This is a genomic window from Flaviflexus ciconiae, from assembly GCF_003971195.1.
GTDB lineage: Bacteria > Actinomycetota > Actinomycetes > Actinomycetales > Actinomycetaceae > Flaviflexus > Flaviflexus ciconiae.
On sequence record NZ_CP034593.1, the window covers coordinates 99,709 to 117,642 of the forward strand.

Here is a 17,934-nt window from a genome sequence, read left to right on the forward strand (position 1 = left end):
TCACGCCCTCAAAGAGCCGTTTTACCCTCGTGGTAGGCGAAAGGACACCATGAACCGTTCAACGCTTAACGGCGTCAAGACCGCGGTGCTGCTCGGCGCCCTCTGGGCGATCCTTCTCGGGATCGGGGGTCTGCTTGCCGCAGGGACAGGGAACTATATCTTCATCGTCATATTCGCCTTCATCGGGGTCGCCGGAACCGCATACTCGTACTGGAACTCCGACAAGCTCGCGATCCGGGCGATGAACGCACTGCCCGTCAGCGAAGCTGAGTTCCCCTGGTACCACCAGACAGTGCGGGAGCTCGCCGAGAAGGCGGACAAGCCGATGCCGCGCCTTTACATCGCGCCCACACCGTCCCCCAACGCTTTCGCGACGGGCAGGAACCCGAAGAACGCCGCTGTCTGCGTCACGGATGGGATCCTCGACCTCCTCGACAAGCGTGAGCTGAGGGCCGTCCTCGGACACGAGCTCATGCACGTCTACAACCGAGATATCCTCACGTCGTCGATCGCAGCTGGGCTGGCCGGCATCATCTCATCCGTCGCCCAGTTCTTTATGTTCTTCGGCATGCGGGGACGCAACAGCGGCAGCCCGATCGGGATTATTGGAGTCATCCTTATGGCGCTCCTTGCCCCGATCGCGGCGAGCGTCATCCAGCTCGCCGTGTCCCGGACACGGGAATACGATGCGGACCATAGTGGAGCAGAGCTGACAGAAGACCCTCTGGGACTCGCCTCGGCACTCAACAAGATCTCAGGCGGCACCGTCAGAGAGCCCATGCGGGAGACCCCTCAGATGGACACGGTCTCGCACATGATGATCGCCAACCCCTTCGCGGGGAAGGGGCGTGCGCTGTTCTCCACACACCCTCCGATGGAGGAGCGGATTCGGCGCCTGGAGGAGATGGCAGGCTACTGACAGGGCCGGCAGAGCCTTGCATGTAGCAGTGGGTGGGGCCCAGTTCATCAAATCGAACTGGGCCCCACCCATTCCTCTGCCTCCCGGATCTCTGCAGCTGCTCAGCCGCAGAGATGAACGGCTTGACCGTTCCGGTCAGCGGTAGTTCTGGAAGGAGACTGCGAAATCGAAGTCTCCGCCCTTCAGGAGGGCGATTGTTGCCTGCAGATCGTCGCGGGACTTCGAGGTCACGCGGACCTCGTCACCCTGGATCTGGGTCTTCACTGACTTCGGCCCCTCGTCGCGAATGAGCTTCGTGATCTTCTTTGCGTTCTCCTGGGAGATACCCTCCTTGAGGGCACCGACGAGGCGGTACTCCTTACCGGACTGCTGGGGCTCACCCTCGCCCACGTCGAGGGACTTGAGGGAGACGCCGCGGCGGACGAGCTTGGTCTGAAGAACGTCGTAGACCGCCAGGCAACGCTCCTCGGAGTTTGCCTTCATGACGATCGTTTCGCCCTTGAGCTTGACCGAGGCGTCAACACCCTTGAAGTCATAGCGCTGGTTGATCTCCTTCGCGGTCTGATTGACCGCATTGTCGACCTCCTGCATGTCATACTTTGAAACAACGTCGAACGACGAGTCTGCCATGATCCACCCTTTCAAAAGCGGGAAAAGCACCTCTTAAATGAGAGGTCGCGCACTGGTACGCCTACCAGTTTGACACGATAGGGAGGAAACTTGGTAGTCTCCCATATGCACCCTTCGGGTGTGAGGCGGATTGACCGAGCGGCCAATGGTATCTGACTGTAAATCAGACGCGAGAGCTACGGGGGTTCGAATCCCTCATCCGCCACCGCACGACCAGTCGTGCAAAGTGCGTGAGTATCCTCACCGCTTCCAGGGTTCGATCAACTTGGTCGCAATCGGAAGCGCTGATAAGCTTATGCGCGCCGCCCCGATAGCTCAGACGGCAGAGCGTCTCCATGGTAAGGAGAAGGTCCAGGGTTCAATTCCCTGTCGGGGCTCCACATTTTGCGGACAACAGCCCGTGGGATGTTGCGGCGGGGTAGCTCAGCTGGTCAGAGCGCACGACTCATAATCGTGAGGTCGCGGGTTCAAGCCCCGCCCCCGCTACAGGAAACAGAGAATGCGGAACCGCCGTATCTCGCAGAACGAAGTGAGGAAACCGTGGCATCTAAGTCTGCCGACGTTCGCCCCAAGATCACCCTCGCCTGCGAGGTGTGCAAGGAGCGCAACTACATCACGAAGAAGAACCGTCGTAACAACCCCGACCGTCTCGAGATGAAGAAGTACTGCGCACGTTGCAACGCTTCGACCACGCACCGCGAGACCCGCTAATAAGCGACTAAGTCTTGAACCCGCCCGGAACACCCGGGCGGGTTTTATGTTTCCCAGAACATGACAGGCACCGGGAAATCGTCGCTTCCGTACGTGCCATGGATGGCGAGCAGATCGGTCATGCAACGATGTTGAATACTGGGAATCCCCGGATCGCGAGGGGACGGGATGAGGTTCCATTTTCGAGTAGTAATCTCGTCATTCAGTCCGAAACGTCCAGCTGCCCGAATGTATTGTGCGTCACCTTCCATTTAAGATGGGGAGATGACCAGCGATAACGTGAATGGACAGGCCCCGAAGCCCCCGAAGCTCGACAAGAAGAAGTACGAGAAGGAGCTACGGCGCTTGCAGGCCGAGCTTGTTGCCATGCAGCAATGGGTGATTGAGACAGGTGAGCGGGTATGCCTGATCTTCGAAGGTCGAGATGCTGCAGGCAAGGGCTCGGCGATTGCTCGGATCACCCAGTACCTGAACCCCAGGCACGCGAAGGTTGTTGCTCTTCCTGCGCCGACGGAGCGGGAAAAGACGCAGTGGTACTTTCAGCGGTACACGGCCCATTTGCCGGCGGCCGGGGAGATCGTGATCTTTGACAGGTCATGGTACAACCGCGCCGGCGTTGAGCGCGTCATGGGTTTCTGTGGCCCCGAGGAATACCATCGTTTCCTCCGGCAGGCGCCCGATTTTGAGCGGATGCTGGTTGATGATGGGATCCGGATCATCAAGTACTGGTTCTCGGTCTCAGCTCAGGAGCAGGAGGCCAGGTTCCGGTCTCGGTCCGAGGACCCGATGAGACGGTGGAAGCTCTCGCCTATGGACGTTGAGTCAATCTCCCGGTGGGATGACTATTCACGTGCCAAGGACGCCATGTTTGCCGCCACGGACACTCCCTGGGCCCGCTGGCACACGGTGGAGAGCGAAGACAAGAAGCGTTCCCGCATCAACGTCATCAACGACATTTTGAAGCAGATCCCGTGGCAACGGGTCGAGCCCACCGAAGTTGAGATCCCGCACCGTCCGAGCGGTACAGATGATGGTTCACTCGACAGGCTGGACCGCAGGAAGTACGTGTATGTCGACGATGTGGCGGCGGCCCTCGAAAAGGATGCCTCGTAGGAGCCACGCAGGGAGAGCCACTGGCTGACGGCGCCGGAGGCCCGTCGGCATTATTTCCGCTTGGCCCTATTCCTGCCGTTCGGCTGTGAGGAGGGTTTGGCCCGACTGGTCGAGAATTGTGATCTGGTTACCTTCGATGGTGTAGCTTGCGAAGGCGTTGATGACGTCCCCCATTGCTGATTCCTGATCCATGATCCCCTCGGGCTCTACGCATGCCATTTCTGTTTGCGCGAGTTCAGAGACGATTAGGCCCCCGTCATTTGCCATGTAGGTTCCGCTGAAGTGATTGCAGCCCGCCGTGGCAGCCAGCCCGGTTTCGGTTTCGAACGCTACCCACATCTCCGTGTCGACGATAGGGGAGACGGTTCCACTATCGGTGGCATAGCTCGTAACGTTCCACGTGGTCCCAACAAGTTCTTGGCTCGCACGAACATAGGCAACAAGAGTGTCGCCAGAACCGTTATAGAAAGTTAGGCTGTCCTCGGACAGGTCAAATGTTTCAGCATTCGACAACGCCTCGTGGTACTCGGTTTCTTGCCGCATCGATTTCGCATCGCACATCATCTTCGTCAGAGCATGCGAGCCGGGGAAAGAAATACTAGTTCCGTCGGTCTCGTAGTCTCGCCAGTACCTGTTACATCCAGAGCCACCAGCAATGGATTTCGCACTGAAAGCTGCGGTGATCCGCTCATTATCCAAGTCCTCACCCGCAAGTGTTGTGGCAGTCCATGATGTCCCGGCTAGCTCCGCCATGTCTTCCCCCGAGGTGCTGGGATCATCATTCGAAGAGCCGCAGGACGCCAACATAAGCAGGAGGGCGAGAGCGCTCCCAACTGTCTGGAACCTCATGGCACCTACTTTCCTTCTGCTGTGATGCAAGCGTACATCCGCCTCCGCAGGATCTCTACAGCAAGCGGTGCGTGGTCCCATGGCGGGAAAATAACGGCCACGCTTTGTGTCTACCTTGTCCAGAATTGCCCGGTAAGTGCCCCACTGCTTCTCCCATTACAGTTGGAGTATGAGTGACTGGCCGGTGATGGATCGGGAGCAGCGGGACCTTGTTGATGAGTGGCTCCCCGGGGCGGAGGTCGTTGCCGACCTGTCGTGGGGGCTGGTCGATTCGACCGTTGTACGGGTCCGCCACGAGGGCCGTGACCTTATCGTGAAAGCGGGCGGTCCCGATAACCACCATATTGCGCGTGAAATCAATGGACACCGCGACGGCATTGCTGTCCTTGCGCAGCGGGGCCTTGCCCCGCGACTGCTCCGCGCAAGTCCTTCTCACCGCATTCTCGTTACGGAGTACCTGCCGGGGGAGCTGGTGGATGAGGGGGAGATGGAGAGGGACCCGAACGTCCTGCGGCAAGCGGGTGCTGTTCTCGGGGTACTCCACGGACTGAAGAGCCAAACCGACGAAACGCTCGAGAGGAATCTGTTTCGGAAGGCGGTGAAGTGGCTGGACAAGCCGCACAGGATCCCGCCGGATGATTGCGAGCGGGTGCGCGAGGCCCTGGAAGCCTACGAGACCAGTCCGGTGACTGTCGTGCCAAACCATGGAGACTACAGCGGCAGAAACTGGATCCTTCACGAGGGGAGGCTTGCCGTCATTGACTTTGGTCGCTACGGATACCGACCAGCGCACCACGACTTTATCCGCATGTATTTCCGGCGCTGGCACGATCACCCAGACGAGATGAACGCGTTCCTTGAGGGCTACGGCAGTGACCTTCGTGAGAGTCTGGGAAGCACGTGGTGGAAACATGTTCTGAGAGAAGCTGTTGCAACGGCCTGCTGGGCACACAAAGTTGGAGACGAACCCTTTGAACAGACCGGCCTGCGGTTTATTGGCATTGCGCTCGCGGAACTTACAGACATGGACTTTTCCGAGAAATGAATGGGAGCTTGACCAGTGTCCGTGAAGATGCCCGGCTAAGCTCCGAGTCTTGCTTATCTACTTTCGCCGTAGCGGAAAATTGCATCGAGAACACATGGGACACCACCGCTGTTCAGGTGGTTGGGCGACAAGTACGGGGCCCTGCCAAACTTACCTCGTGTCTGGTTCGTACTTGCTCGACCGCCCGTGGTGCTACACGACCACGGGAACGAGATCCCGAATTCCGGTGGGCGCAAGGCTCCGTACCAGGTGGATGGCATGAGAGACGGGCTGTAAATACCAAGTTAAAAGGGGATAAACAGCCAAGTGTGAGGAATAGTGGGGGACGCTACTCGCGTAGTCGAGTAGAACTTTTGTCCAAATGGTCGGTTGGAACTCGAGCTCTCAGACTTCCGAGAAAGCTTGTGCATGATCTAGCCGGCCGTGCTGAGACCGGCCTGAGCTATCTCGCGCTGCTGAGGGTCTCCCGTTTCAATCGCGTATAGGGCATATCCCAGCGGTGAAGCTGCCATGTACTCCGCACAGTGTTCCCTGATCCTCGACCAGACGCTGCCGCCGTGCTCGCGGTATCGATCGAGCATGACGTCAAAAGCTTCGGGTGCGGCGGAGGCATGGAAGAGCGAGAAGTCCCGAACGGGATCGCTAACCTCCGAGGTGGTCCAGTCAAGAACCGCGGTGATTCGATTGCCCTCCACGAGGGTGTGTGCCGCATAAATCTCGCCGTGGGTAAGCACAGAGAAATCCGGCCACAGCTCATCATCAGCCAACCAAGCATTCCACCTATCCATGAGGAATCCCGAGATGCTGAACTCCTGAGATACCCTATCGATCGTGCGCTGCCAATTCTCCCGCACATCTCGTGGGCTACGGACAGGAATTCCGATCTCTGCGGCCCTCCTTGTGTCGATGGAATGAAGTTCGTAGAAGAGATCACCCATGTCCCGCGCGTACTCCACAGACGCCATGTCAACATGAAAAACGGGGTTCCCGTTTTCGTCTAGTGTCAGGCCTGGCTTACCCGGCAACAGCGGGTACGCAATCAGTTCTGGGGATTGGATCCGCCAATCGGGGACCGCAAACGACAGATGTGGGGAGACGAGCTCAAGAACTCTTGCTTCGATAGCAGCACCGTCGGCAAGGCCCTCCCTGCGTGGTACGCGCAGAACCCACTCCTCGCCGCCATAATCAGACCCAATGACCACGCGGTAGTCGAGCCCCATGTCATTGACCTTCAACGACTCAGGGTCGATATTCAGCCCGTGTTTCTGGGCAAGAGCAAGGAGATCGGCCGCCTCATTCATTCCACAACCCTGACGCAAACGAGGATGAAGAGCAAGAAGAGACCAAGGACCATCGGCAAGGCAAAGACGAGAGCGGTGAGAAAAGTGGGGAAGTAGTTTCGCGAGGGTAGTCACGAGTGGTGAACTCTGCGTCTGCCGATGAGTAGCCGGCGGGCCTAAGATGATCGCATGAGCTGTTCAATCATCGAACCGAACGAACCCGTCGACATCGGACCTTCTGTCCCCTCCACCAGGAGAACAGGAGAGTCGTCCTTCGCCGAACTGACCACCATCGGAACCGGTGGCCCCGTGGGGGAACTCGTGAAGGCAACGACCGAAGAAGAGATCGTCGATGCCGTCAGGGACGCTGACGAGAACGGAATCGATGTCCTTGTTCTCGGTGGTGGGTCCAACCTACTCGTGGGGGACAGTGGGTTTGCTGGTCGCACCGTCATCGATATGCGGAACGAGATCGAGCAGGTCCAGGTATCTGGATGTGGGGGAGCGATCCTTAAGGGAACCGCGGGAACCCCCTGGGACGAGTTCGTCAAGGTCGCGATCTCCCAGGGCTGGAATGGCATCGAAGCCCTCTCCGGAATCCCCGGCTCTCTCGGTGCCACTCCCGTTCAAAACGTTGGTGCCTACGGTCAGGAAGTCTCCGAAACGCTCTACTCCGTGCGCGTCTACGACCGCGAGAAGAAGAAGCGTACCGACCTTGCTCCCATTGAACTGGGGCTGTCCTACCGCAATTCGTACCTCAAGAAGTCCACTGCCGAATGGGGTGCAACGGGACGGTGGGTGGTCCTGTCGGTGACGTATCAGCTGGGGCTCGCAACCCGCTCAACCCCGATCGCCTACCAGCAGCTCGCCAATGCTCTAGGCGTTGAAGTAGGCGAGCGAGTACCCACGATAGATCTACGAGAAGCAGTTCTTGACCTCCGCAGGTCCAAGGGCATGGTCCTTGACGATGCTGACCGCGACACCTACTCTCTCGGCTCGTTCTTCACCAACCCCATCATTGACGAAGCGCTCATCCCCGTAAACGCCCCGAAGTACCCGTACGGGAGCCAGTTCAAGACCTCCGCTGCGTGGCTTATCGACAACGCCGGCTGCAAGAAGGGATTCGGTGCCGACCTGACAGAAGGCAGAGCCTCCCTGTCCACCAAACACACCCTCGCCCTCACCAACAGGGGAGGTGCCACAACCGATGACATTCTGACCGTGGCACGGGAAGTGCGCTCGCGGGTGGAGGACGCTTACGGCATCACCCTCGTCAACGAGCCCTTTATCCTCGGGCAGACCCTGTAACGAGACCCGCCTGCCAGCAACAAACCCTACTGTTGGGACTACCTGGTCGAAACATGATGGCGCGGGCGAAAGACTAATACATCATTCGGGCTCAGAGTCCGGATAACCGAATGCGCTAAGAGTTAAGGCATGCTCCCCGCGCCAAGCTGAATTGTCAGCTCAGGACGTGGGGAGCATACCTCTGCGTACTCGGGGTGTTTGTTGTGGAATTGTCCCGTCGATCCAGGCAGGAGCGACGTTCGCATCTGAAGCGGAAAGCCTGCGGTCAGAGAACGTCGTGTTGCGCGGTCGATGTTGCCCCGGTGAGACAACTGGGAACTGCTCAGACGGTGACGTCCGGATGCGACTATGAGCCGCTACGGTTAGCGGGCTTAGGAGACTTCGCTGAGTCTTTCTCCTTGGTGGGGAGGACCACCGAAAGCAGGGCAATGAGAAGGCCGGCGATTGGCAGGAGAATGAGGCCGGTGCGGATACTCGTGCTGTCGGCAATGAAGCCAATCAAGGGCGGAGTACCGAGGAAGCCGAGTCTCATGAGCCACGAGATCATCGTGATTCCCGTGCCCTCCTGGAGTCCTGGAAGCTTATCGGCGCGATCAAAGGCCGAGGGCACAATCGTGGCACAGCCATAGCCGGCTGCGGCGAAACCAATGAGGGTGCCGGGGACCGAGGGGAAAGCCAGAGCGAGCCCAGCGCCCACTGCGCCGACAAGGCCGCCGACGAAGGCGACGCGGCGGTTGCCCCAGCAGTCGACCTGACGGTCACCAAGGATACGGCCAATGAACTGACCGCCGACAAGCGAAATGTATCCGAAGGCCGCGATTGCCTCCGGTGTGTTGAGGAAGTCGGTCATGTACAGCGCTGCCCACGAGTTACCGATCTCCTCGATGATGGAGCCGGCAATCGAAATAAGGACCAGAGCGGCCAACATCCACACCACACGCGGTTTCGCGACGCCAATGCTCGCCTTCATTTCCTCCGAATCGGCCACGTGCTCTTCGTCGGCGACAGGATCTCGCCCCGGTAGGGAGTTCGCCTGAGCAAAGAGACAGACGACTGAGAAGATCACTGCGACGATCCCCAAATGTAGGGGGAGCGGTAGGTCCAGTGCGATGGCGAGAGCCGACATGCCGCCACCGGTGACGGCACCAATTGACCAGATCGCATGGAAAGAATTAATGATTGATCTGCCGTAGGCCTGCTGGACAACCATGGCGTGAGCGTTTTGCCCAACATCAGAAATCGCATCGAGCCCACCCGCCAAGAAAAGCATGATTCCGAACAGGGCAACGCTGGGGGAGGACCCCGCAAGAACGAGTGCGATTGACGTGAGAATCATGCCGGTCGTTGCCACACGAGCGGATCCGAAGCGCCGCACAAGAGTCGCAGAAGCGAGCCCGGCGGCGATCGCTCCCACCGGGAAAAGAGCGATCGTGAATCCGTATGCCGAGTTACTCAGCTCGAACATGTCCTTGATCTCCGGGTAGCGCGGAAGGATATTCGCGAACAGAACGCCGTTCGTGAAGAACATGGCGGCAACCGCGATGCGAGCGCGGCGGATTTCAGTCATCGAAAATGGCACGTGTACGATCGTACAGGTGTAATCGACTGTAGGAAATCGTTGCCGTTGTGTGGTTGGCAACCGGAGGGACAATGAGAACGAAGCATGCGAGGGATCCCGAGCGCAGGCAGAGAATCGTTAACTCGTGCCTGGATTCGATCGTTGAGTACGGTGTTGCTGGAACGTCTCATCGCAAGATTGCGGCCCTTGCAGATGTTCCCCTCGGGTCCATGACCTACTACTTCGACGGCATGGAAGATCTGCTAAGAGAAGCCTTCGGGCTTTTCGTGGAAGAGCGTACGGCGGAACTAGGCCAGCTCATGGGTGATGTTGAGTCTGCTGAACAGCTCCGGGACCGTTATGTCTCCTACGTATCCGATGTGCTTCTCGACTCGCATCGCAATCTTGTTCTTACCCTCGAGCTCTACACCCTCGCGGCACGTAAACCTGACTTCCGGACGCTAACTGGTGGATGGATGGCTGAGACGCAGGAAGCTCTCGGCAGGTTCGTGGACGAGGAAACGGCCGTCCATCTCGATGCCCTTATTGAGGGGCTCTCACTCCACCGTGCGCTTGGTCAAGGCGGAATGGACCGGACATTTGTTGAGAGAGCATTTGACCGTGTTATGGGGGTGTCGGCCTAAACCCTACGGCCTGCCGTGTTGTTCTTCAGAACCTTCGGCAGGTTCGGGTATGTGTGAGTATCCAATAGTGTGGGTGCCAACCGCGATGATCGGGACCCTCACACTCGATCCTGTGGAATCACACTTTTCAGGCGTTTGCGGTACTCGGTGAAAAAGTTTCTACCTTCGCGTAGTCCGAACCATCATCCGGCCTGGACTTGTAGTACCGCATTGCAACGACAACAAGGATTGCGAGAGTGATGAGCGCTGTTATGAGGCCGGCCGGCGTCGACTGGGTGAAGCCGAGAACCAGGTAGCCGAGGATCGAGGCGACGCTCGTAATAACCGCGTACGGCATCTGGGTGACGATGTGGTCGAATGAGTCGACCTGGGATCCAATCGAGGACATGAGCGTCGTATCCGACAGGGGAGAGGTGCGCTCACCGAAGACACAGCCCGCAAAGACGGTGCCGATGACGTGGATGGGGAACCAGGGATCGATGTTGACGACGACTTCTGCGTCGATCGGGATTGTCAGGACTACGGTGCCAAGGGTGGAACCCATGGCGTAGGACATAAATACGGAGACGACGAACAGGCCGAGGGGAAGGCGAGCAACGGAGACGTTGTTGGTCTCGATGACAACGGCCAGGTATGCGCCGACGCCCGTGCCCTTCATGACCTCAGCGGTCACGAGAGTAAGGTAGAGACCGACGGCGGACTGAAGGATGTTGAGGACACCGGTGCCGCCGCTCTTCGCAACGGCTCCGAGATTGACATGTTTCTAGAAGACCCGTCTGCTGACGAGTTCTCTAGTGCGGTGGCCGCGATGTTCAGGGCCACCGCACTATGAGTCAGATTCTGTGTGAATTCTTCTAGCGTAGAACTTGTTAGAGCTCGAATGCGAGAGCGTAGGCGTCGTTGACGGCGTCACCAACCTTGCGGGGTGCCACGCAGTCGCCAACGGTCAGGACCTGGGCGCCGAGTGACCCGCCAAGTTCCGTGGCCGGCTTGAGGCCAAAGGCGGTGACCACGGTATCGGCGTCGAGCTCGACGGTGCCCTCCGCGGTTTCGGCGGTAATGCCGTCGGTGCGGATTGCCTTGACGGTCGTGCCGGTCAGGATCTTGACGTCGTGCTGGTCGAGTACGCGCAGGAGGGAGGTTCGGTTGAGCATGAGCATGTCTCGAGCAACCTCGTCTGCCATCTCAACAATCGTGACTTCATGACCATCCTGTGCCAGTTCGAGGGCTGCGTCAGCACCGGACAGACCGCCGCCGCAGACGATAACACGCTTTCCGATCTCGGCGCCCTTGTGGAAGGCAAGAACGTCAACGCCGTTCTCTGCTCCCTCGATCGAGGACGGAACGAACGGGTGTGAACCGGTGGCGACCACAATGACGTCGGAGCCTTCCAATTCCGGCCCGCCCGGCTTAACCTCGTGGTTGAGCTCGATCGTCACGTTCTCGATCATGGCAATCTGGCGTTCCCACCAACCGATCATCTTGAACAGCTCACGCTTGAACTCCGGTGTTGCTGCCGGCAGGAGTACGCCACCAACGCGTTCCTCCTGGTCGTACACCGTGACGGTGTGCCCGCGCAGACCCGCGACGCGAGCGAACTCGAGCCCAGCGGGACCGGCACCAATGACCGCGATATTCTTCGGGTTGTCGGTGGGAGTGATGATGCGTTCCGCTTCGTAGCCGACCTCGGGGTTGACCGCACAACCGATGGCCTTGCCGAAGAAGGCATTGCCGGTGCAGAGCTGGTTGCAGCGGATGCAGGGGCGGATGTCGTCGGCGCGACCCTCGCGCAGCTTGTTCACCAGATCGGGATCGGCAATGAGGCCGCGACCGATCACAATGAGGTCGGCCTCGCCACGCTCGAGGATATTCTCACCGTTCGCGGGCGTAATATTGCTACACGCACCCACCGGAATCGTGGCGATGGACTTCACGCGAGCAGCTGCTGAGGTCATGCAGTCGTCACCCAGGTAGTAGGGCGGGAACACGTAGTCCATAGCCTCGTACGAGCCGTCGTCGCACAGGATCATGTCGAGGCCGCCGGCCTCGAGTGCGCCAATAAGGTGTTGTGTCTCCTCCCAGGTGCGGCCACCCTCGAAATGGTGGTCGACGGAGATACGGAACGAGGTCGTGACGCCCGGTGCGTTCGCCTTGATCGCCTGGAGGCATTCGACCGCGAAGCGGGCACGGTTCTCCGGGGAACCGCCGTACTGGTCGGTCCTGCGATTCCAAACCTCAGACATGAACTGGTCAATGAGATAACCGGTGTGGCCGTGAAGATCGATGACGTCGAAGCCAGCCTCGCAGGCGCGGCGTGCCGCCTCGCCCGTGCGCTTGACGATGATCTCAATCTCTTCCGTGGTCTGCGCGCGACACTTACGGGACGGATCGAAGAAGTACGTGTTGTCGGAGGAAGAAACGGGCTCCATGCCTATCTCGTCGTAATACTAGTTGTTGCGACCAAGACCCGCCGTCAGCTGAAGACCTGCGAGACCACCCTCGGCGTGAACAGCATCGGCAATGCCCTTGAGGCCGGCTGTGTGTTCATCGGTGTCGGCGCGGGCAAGGCCCGGAGCGATCGGTTCGAGGTCGGACTGCAGAAAGGTCACTCCCGTGAGGACGAGGGCGGTTCCACCGCGTGCGCGAGAGCCGTAGTATGCAGCCTCGCGCGGAGTGGAGCGACCATCCTCAGTTCCCATCTCGGTACCCATGGGTGCGAGGATCACGCGATTCGGCAACGTAATGTTGCCAACCTCAATGGGTGAAAGAATCATATCGTATTGCACTGATGATTCTTTTGTTAAGGTCATGTTTTCTCCTCGTTCCGGATCCGACTGAATCGACGATTAAATACACGACAATCTTCGCGAATCCAGTACTCAAGACTCCGGGGCCTAGGTCATCAGAAGTGATGTATTCCCTTGTGATAAGCGAAATTCTCTGGAAGCAGAGTCATCCTAAGACCATCCGTTTTGCTCGTCTGTGGGACGTCGTTCGCACCTAGGACCACCGACCTAAGACTCGAAGGCAGGCCGCGTTTGCGTATGGAATGGGTAAGGAACCTTATTGGAAACAAGACTCGTCGGTGCGGCACATGGTTGGCAACTATTGCAATGCTGTGGTGGCTGGGCTGAAACGCGGACACGACAACGAGAGACCGTACTCAAAGAACGGGACGAGTGTTGCGACGGTGAGGCATGGTGGGCGACTCAGTCCGTGTTTCCCTGTTCGTATTCGTCAGTTGCCAGCCAGTCCCTAACCTCTGCACGCCACTTCGACTTCGAGTGTTCGGAGGCGAGGGAGGAATTGATGGATGAGATCGCCATGTCAGCCAGCTGGCGATCGGTGGCACCCAGATCGCGTGCGATTCGGTACTGGTCAGTGAGCCGGGAAAGGAACAAGAGCGGGTCGTCCGCCGCAAGCGCGATCTGTGCACCCGACTCGAACAGGACCTGAAGGGGTACCGCGCTCTCGTCGGGGTAGACGCCGAGAGAAACGTTCGAGGCGGGGCACACCTCGAGGGCGATTCCGGCGTCGACGATGCGGGCAAGGAGGTCCGGGTCCTCTGCGGAGCGGACGCCGTGCCCGATTCGCGTGGGCTTCAGGTGGGCAACGACTTCGCGCAAGTGCTCGGGTCCCAGGAGCTCGCCACCGTGCGGCATAGCTGCCAATCCGCCCCGTCGGGCAATGTTGAACGCACCGGCCCACTCCGAGGTATTGCCGCGCCTCTCGTCGTTCGATAGTCCAAAGCCAATGACGTCGCCGGGCTGGTCGCCCGCGAAGGTTGTTGCGAGGCGCGCAAGTGTTCGTGCGTCGAGGGGGTGTTTCATTCGGGAGGCGGCCACAATAACGGCAACTTCGACTCCCGTGACACGACTCGTCGTGCGCGCCTCGTCCACAATGATCTCGAGGGCCGGGGTGAGCCCGCCAACGAATGGCGCATAGGAGGTCGGATCAACCTGGATTTCGAGCCGACGTGAGCCTTCTTGCGCATCGTCCTCCGCCGCTTCGCGGATAATCCGGCGCATCGCTTCCTCGCTGGAGACGACCTTACGGGCAGCGTCGTAGGAGCGCTGGAACCGGAACCAGCCACGCTGGTCAGCGGGGACGGAAAGGGCAACGTTATCGACAAGATTGGCGGGCAGTCGGATACCCTGCTGCTCTGCCATCTCGCGTAGCGTTGAAACCCGCATCGAACCGGTAAAGTGGAGATGCAGGTGCACCTTCGGTAGTTTGTCCAAGTCGCGCACAGACTCAATCTGCCAAAGGAACCGGTTCCGCGCAAACGCCCTCACCGCGCCCGACTGAAGAAAGTTAGGGACAATAGCCACATGAGCATGACTGATCAGGCCATTCGGGAAGCTCGCGAAGTTGAGCTGCTAACCGGCAACGATGCCGGCGATATGCTGAGCGCTGCGCTCGCAAACACCGGGATCGTCCGGTCGTGGAAGGTGCATTCCGTCCACCACCGTCCCGGCGCCGGAGTGACCGTAGGCTACACGGTCCAGATCGAAGGACCCGGAAACCCGCACGTTCTCGTCCCGGGCGGCAAAGTTGCCGACGAATACATCTGTGCCACCACCGGCAAGGTGTCCCCGCCGCCTTCCGACATCCTCGTCCGCATCGACGGCCCCGACGGAATTGTTGTTCACGTGTGGCGCCACCCCAACGACCCGGAACTCCCTGCCCTCAAGGTTGCCTGCGAATCGCGAGCCATGGGCAACCTGATTGGCCAGCGAGTCAAGCTTGAACTCCTCTCGTACCGGCCGACCCGCCGCGGCGTGCTCCGCGTGATCTACCCGGACCAGACGAAGGCCTACGCGAAGGTCGTCCGCCCCGCCCACGCACACTCGCTCGTAAAACGGCACCGGATGCTGGTTGACGCTGGGATCCCGGCACCCCGGGTCCTGCACGACACGCCCGAGGGTCTTGTTCTTATTTCCTCCGGTGAAGGCGAGCCGCTCGCCAATCTGCTGAGCCGGGGCATGGGGGAGAACACCGACAAGGTGCTCGGCAACCTCATTGGTCTGCTCGACAAGCTCCCAGAACAGGCGGCCACTTTGACGAGGCGTCCTGCCTGGTCCGAGCGTGCCGACCACTACGCCAACGCCGCCATCACCGTCCTCCCGCAGTACCGGACGAGGATTGAAATGCTGGCCTACGGTGTCAACTACCTCATGGCCAACTCCGACCCGGGTCCCGTTATCACCACCCACGGCGACTTCTACGAAGCAAACATCCTCATGGATTCTGAAAACAACAGCGTTTCCGCACTGATTGATGTCGACTCGCTGGGCCCCGGATATCGGGTGGATGACCTGGGCTGCTTGCTCGGGCACATCTCCGTCCTGCCGTACCTGGCGCCCCAGGCCTACCCTCATGTTCCCGCGGAGCTGGAACGGTGGGCGCAGGGCTGCGAGGAGCAGGTTGATCCCACGGCCCTCATGGCACGCTGCGCCGGCGTAACCCTTTCTCTGATTGCCGGAGCCCGCCGCGAAGACGGCCGTGAGTGGTTGAGCGACGCCGAGGGCAGGCTTGCTGCCGCAGAACGGTGGCTTGCTCGCGGCTACGGCCACCTGGCCCGGCGCAACCGCATGACGGCCAGCGGCAAATAGTCCCGACAGATAGAGCTTCCCGGGGAAAGCACGGGCGTGAGCCCTGCTCGGCAAAAGAGCCGACACAGCGGGGCTCAGCCGCGCATGGGACGTTGGAGCGAGTTCCACAAACTCCGGCGAGGGGAGGGCTAGTTTATTCCCTCGTCCGCGTAGCTCATCAGTGGGAGGTTGAAGAGCTCCGGGTAAGAAGCCCTCATCTGTTCCTCGATAAAGGGGCGGGCCGAGTTCACGAACGTGGCTGACAGGTGGTTCTCGTCCCGGAGAACGTAGACGTTGCCGACGGTTCCGTAGCATTCACTGTTGTCACACAGGTATTCTGATGTGTCGAACATGTCGATAGTGGGACGGTCCAGCGGGTAACCCTGCTCATCTATGGTGGCGCTGTAGAAGGCATCGCGGTCCTGGCCGCACTCCGTGTGCGCATCGCCGTTGGCTTCTTGAATACAGTAGAACCACTCTTCGGTCTGTTCCGGGTTTTCGCGGAACAGGAAGACGGGGATCCCCATGTCGGTGATTCGATCGACGGCCTGAACCATGCCCTCCGATGTCATCTCGGGCTCGGTACCGAGCCTCGTAGTTCCCGTTGTAATGACAAGATCTGGTTGCCGCTGGGCGATTGTGGCCATGACGTTTTCATTCCACTCGACACAGCTCGGTGTCACCTGGATACCCGCCTCGTTGTCCTCCGGGTCGGTTGTCAGCAGGCAACCGGACTTTTCGTACAGCTCGAGATCCCACCCGTACTCCTCGGCTAGCTCGCCGATTGCGGCGGACCATTGGCCCGTGTGGGAAGACCCCGCCATGATCACCAACGGCCCGCTGTCAGCCACCGGGTGTTGGCAGGAGGTGGGGTCGGTGCCGTCCTTGCGCTGGATGCAGGGGGACTCGAGGTTAGCTTCGCGCTGCCACCCCACATCGACCTTAAGGATGTCTTTCTCCGGTGCCGGGGTGCGGCCCTCAATGACCATGTAGGCCGGAGCCATCATCGCACCGGCGCCCGGGTAGTCGGCGTTGACGAGGGATTCTTCGAACTCAATGACGGTGGCTTCGAGCTCCTCTTCGCTGAAGGCGAGGGCCCCGGAGGCGAGAATGAAGGAAGAAACGACGGCGGTTGTTCCTGTGGCCAGCGACCGGACGGGGTGAGGGAAGGCCAGCTTCCAGTTTGCGGCACCGTCTTCGAAGAACTTCTTACCCAGGTATCCGGCGACAAGCGAAAGTGCGAGCACGAAGACTGCGGTCTGCGTGTCGGCGCGCCCTTGACCGGTTGCTGCCAGGGTGTAAATAAGGATTGGCCAGTGCCACAGGTACAGCGAATAGGAGATATCCCCAATGCGCTGGAACGGCCACTTGCGAAGCATCCTGTCGGCGCCCCAGCGGGTGCGGGTTTTACCTGCCGTGAGAACGAGGCAGACGCCGAGGACGGGCCACAGGGCAGCGGGCCCGGGGAAGAGGGCCGCACCATCCAGCACGAATCCGCAGGAGACAATCAAGGCAATACCCACCCAGGACATGATTCCGCGGGTGACCGGTCCAAGCTTGATGTTGCCGACAACCAGGCCGAGAACGCCGGGGAGGGTGAGTTCCCAGGCCCTGGAGAATGTCGAGAAATACGCGGAGGCCTGGCTGGTCGCCGTGTCGTGTATCGCCCATCCGAACGAGGCGGCACTGACGATAAGGAGAACACCAATGAGGGTGCTCTTCTTCGTAAGACCGGCCTTGGTTGCGATGAACGCGACGAGCATGACGAGGAACGTCATGGCGACATGGAACTGGCCCTGAATAGAGGTAGACCAGATATGTTGAAGCGGGGATGTTTGCGGCCCCGCAGCATCGTAGGTCAGCTGAGAATTAATGAGCTCCCAGTTCTCGTAAAAGAAAATACTTGCCTGCAACTCGGCGTAGAGCTGTGGCTGTTCAGACAGGGGAGTGAGGAAGATTCCGGCTACTCCAACTGCGACAAGGACGGGAAGGAGCGGGATGAAGAGGCGGCGGATCAGGCCGGAGAAACGCTTTGTAAGATCAATGCGCCACGTCTTGCCGGTGCGGCGAAGGAGGCTTGGGGTGGCAAGGAAACCGGTGATGGCGAGGAAGACATCGATGCCTCCCGAGACCTTGCCGGCTCCGAAGATGTGGAAGAGGACGACAAGGAGGATTGCGAGTCCTCTAACACCGTGCAGCTCCGGCCTGAATGAGCGAGAGTCGGAGAATGCACGGGTCGACGAGGCGGGTCTCTTCGGCACACATTAAGGGTACCGAAAGGAG

At 59.6% G+C, this 17,934-nt stretch carries 15 protein-coding genes, 3 tRNA genes and 1 pseudogene; 10 read left to right on the plus strand and 9 right to left on the minus strand.

Annotation, left to right across the window (positions count from 1 at the left end; translation table 11 throughout):
- Nucleotides 1–49 precede the first annotated feature (49 nt).
- Nucleotides 50–919 (plus strand): zinc metalloprotease HtpX, encoded by an 870-nt coding sequence (htpX, locus tag EJ997_RS00420; protein ID WP_126702826.1) that lies wholly within the window; start codon nucleotides 50–52, stop codon nucleotides 917–919.
- A 135-nt stretch (nucleotides 920–1,054) separates the two neighbouring features.
- Here the strand turns inward: htpX and EJ997_RS00425 are convergent, their stop codons facing one another.
- Nucleotides 1,055–1,552: a YajQ family cyclic di-GMP-binding protein gene (locus EJ997_RS00425; protein ID WP_126704882.1), complete on the minus strand. Its 498-nt coding sequence runs from the start codon at nucleotides 1,550–1,552 to the stop codon at nucleotides 1,055–1,057.
- A 121-nt stretch (nucleotides 1,553–1,673) separates the two neighbouring features.
- Here EJ997_RS00425 and EJ997_RS00430 point away from each other — a divergent pair.
- From EJ997_RS00430 to ppk2, 5 genes are all read left to right on the plus strand, one after another.
- A tRNA-Tyr gene (locus EJ997_RS00430) sits at nucleotides 1,674–1,754 on the plus strand.
- A gap of 99 nt (nucleotides 1,755–1,853) precedes the next feature.
- Nucleotides 1,854–1,929: transfer RNA gene (locus tag EJ997_RS00435), tRNA-Thr, on the plus strand.
- A gap of 32 nt (nucleotides 1,930–1,961) precedes the next feature.
- Nucleotides 1,962–2,035: transfer RNA gene (locus tag EJ997_RS00440), tRNA-Met, on the plus strand.
- 54 nt (nucleotides 2,036–2,089) lie between these two features.
- Nucleotides 2,090–2,260: a 50S ribosomal protein L33 gene (rpmG, locus tag EJ997_RS00445; protein ID WP_054953237.1), complete on the plus strand. Its 171-nt coding sequence runs from the start codon at nucleotides 2,090–2,092 to the stop codon at nucleotides 2,258–2,260.
- 264 nt (nucleotides 2,261–2,524) lie between these two features.
- Entirely contained in the window at nucleotides 2,525–3,373 is an 849-nt protein-coding gene (gene ppk2, locus EJ997_RS00450) for a polyphosphate kinase 2 (protein WP_126702827.1), read from the plus strand.
- A gap of 66 nt (nucleotides 3,374–3,439) precedes the next feature.
- On the opposite strand, the gene EJ997_RS00455 is transcribed toward ppk2, so the two are convergent.
- Nucleotides 3,440–4,222, minus strand: coding sequence for an META domain-containing protein (locus tag EJ997_RS00455; protein ID WP_164719656.1), 783 nt, complete (start codon nucleotides 4,220–4,222; stop codon nucleotides 3,440–3,442).
- Nucleotides 4,223–4,391: 169 nt separating this feature from the next.
- On the opposite strand from EJ997_RS00455, the gene EJ997_RS00460 reads away from it, so the two are divergent.
- Nucleotides 4,392–5,267 (plus strand): phosphotransferase family protein, encoded by an 876-nt coding sequence (locus EJ997_RS00460; protein WP_126702829.1) that lies wholly within the window; start codon nucleotides 4,392–4,394, stop codon nucleotides 5,265–5,267.
- 413 nt (nucleotides 5,268–5,680) lie between these two features.
- Here the strand turns inward: EJ997_RS00460 and EJ997_RS00465 are convergent, their stop codons facing one another.
- Complete coding sequence (locus tag EJ997_RS00465; RefSeq protein ID WP_126702830.1) at nucleotides 5,681–6,568, minus strand: macrolide 2'-phosphotransferase; 888 nt, start codon at nucleotides 6,566–6,568, stop codon at nucleotides 5,681–5,683.
- Nucleotides 6,569–6,736: 168 nt separating this feature from the next.
- On the opposite strand from EJ997_RS00465, the gene EJ997_RS00470 reads away from it, so the two are divergent.
- Nucleotides 6,737–7,855 (plus strand): UDP-N-acetylmuramate dehydrogenase, encoded by a 1,119-nt coding sequence (locus EJ997_RS00470; RefSeq protein WP_126702831.1) that lies wholly within the window; start codon nucleotides 6,737–6,739, stop codon nucleotides 7,853–7,855.
- Between the two features lie 346 nt (nucleotides 7,856–8,201).
- Here the strand turns inward: EJ997_RS00470 and EJ997_RS00475 are convergent, their stop codons facing one another.
- Entirely contained in the window at nucleotides 8,202–9,434 is a 1,233-nt protein-coding gene (locus EJ997_RS00475) for an MFS transporter (protein WP_206501719.1), read from the minus strand.
- Nucleotides 9,435–9,505: 71 nt separating this feature from the next.
- Here EJ997_RS00475 and EJ997_RS00480 point away from each other — a divergent pair, with 71 nt between their 5' ends.
- Nucleotides 9,506–10,057 carry a TetR/AcrR family transcriptional regulator gene (locus EJ997_RS00480; RefSeq protein ID WP_126702832.1) on the plus strand — a complete coding sequence of 184 codons (552 nt, stop codon included), beginning with the start codon at nucleotides 9,506–9,508 and terminating at the stop codon, nucleotides 10,055–10,057.
- A gap of 127 nt (nucleotides 10,058–10,184) precedes the next feature.
- Here the strand turns inward: EJ997_RS00480 and EJ997_RS00485 are convergent, their stop codons facing one another.
- The 4 genes and pseudogenes from EJ997_RS00485 to EJ997_RS00495 all read right to left on the minus strand — a co-directional run bounded on the left by EJ997_RS00485 (nucleotide 10,185) and on the right by EJ997_RS00495 (nucleotide 14,307).
- Nucleotides 10,185–10,730, minus strand: a complete 546-nt coding sequence (locus tag EJ997_RS00485) for a Na+/H+ antiporter NhaC family protein (RefSeq protein WP_126702833.1) — start codon at nucleotides 10,728–10,730, stop codon at nucleotides 10,185–10,187.
- Nucleotides 10,731–10,926: 196 nt separating this feature from the next.
- Nucleotides 10,927–11,859 (minus strand): FAD-dependent oxidoreductase, encoded by a 933-nt coding sequence (locus tag EJ997_RS13320; RefSeq protein WP_265936864.1) that lies wholly within the window; start codon nucleotides 11,857–11,859, stop codon nucleotides 10,927–10,929.
- Nucleotides 11,842–12,867, minus strand: a pseudogene (locus EJ997_RS13325) (NADH:flavin oxidoreductase); the annotation flags it as partial. The pseudogene EJ997_RS13325 and the gene EJ997_RS13320, both read right to left, overlap by 18 nt.
- A 399-nt stretch (nucleotides 12,868–13,266) precedes the next feature.
- Nucleotides 13,267–14,307 carry an adenosine deaminase gene (locus EJ997_RS00495; RefSeq protein ID WP_126702834.1) on the minus strand — a complete coding sequence of 347 codons (1,041 nt, stop codon included), beginning with the start codon at nucleotides 14,305–14,307 and terminating at the stop codon, nucleotides 13,267–13,269.
- A gap of 81 nt (nucleotides 14,308–14,388) precedes the next feature.
- Here EJ997_RS00495 and EJ997_RS00500 point away from each other — a divergent pair, with 81 nt between their 5' ends.
- Complete coding sequence (locus EJ997_RS00500; RefSeq protein ID WP_126702835.1) at nucleotides 14,389–15,672, plus strand: phosphotransferase; 1,284 nt, start codon at nucleotides 14,389–14,391, stop codon at nucleotides 15,670–15,672.
- A gap of 128 nt (nucleotides 15,673–15,800) precedes the next feature.
- Here EJ997_RS00500 and EJ997_RS00505 read toward each other — a convergent pair whose 3' ends face one another.
- Complete coding sequence (locus EJ997_RS00505) at nucleotides 15,801–17,912, minus strand: acyltransferase family protein (protein ID WP_126702836.1); 2,112 nt, start codon at nucleotides 17,910–17,912, stop codon at nucleotides 15,801–15,803.
- Nucleotides 17,913–17,934: the final 22 nt, after the last annotated feature.

Bases quoted from the DNA above. Each gene is read 5' to 3' on its own strand.
- htpX (WP_126702826.1), top strand. From the start codon at position 50: ATGAACCGTTCAACGCTTAACGGCGTCAAGACCGCGGTGCTGCTCGGC.
- ppk2 (WP_126702827.1), top strand. From the start codon at position 2,525: ATGACCAGCGATAACGTGAATGGACAGGCCCCGAAGCCCCCGAAGCTC.
- EJ997_RS00455 (WP_164719656.1), bottom strand. From the start codon at position 4,222: ATGAGGTTCCAGACAGTTGGGAGCGCTCTCGCCCTCCTGCTTATGTTG.
- EJ997_RS00460 (WP_126702829.1), top strand. From the start codon at position 4,392: ATGAGTGACTGGCCGGTGATGGATCGGGAGCAGCGGGACCTTGTTGAT.
- EJ997_RS00465 (WP_126702830.1), bottom strand. From the start codon at position 6,568: ATGAATGAGGCGGCCGATCTCCTTGCTCTTGCCCAGAAACACGGGCTG.
- EJ997_RS00470 (WP_126702831.1), top strand. From the start codon at position 6,737: ATGAGCTGTTCAATCATCGAACCGAACGAACCCGTCGACATCGGACCT.
- EJ997_RS00480 (WP_126702832.1), top strand. From the start codon at position 9,506: ATGAGAACGAAGCATGCGAGGGATCCCGAGCGCAGGCAGAGAATCGTT.
- EJ997_RS00500 (WP_126702835.1), top strand. From the start codon at position 14,389: ATGAGCATGACTGATCAGGCCATTCGGGAAGCTCGCGAAGTTGAGCTG.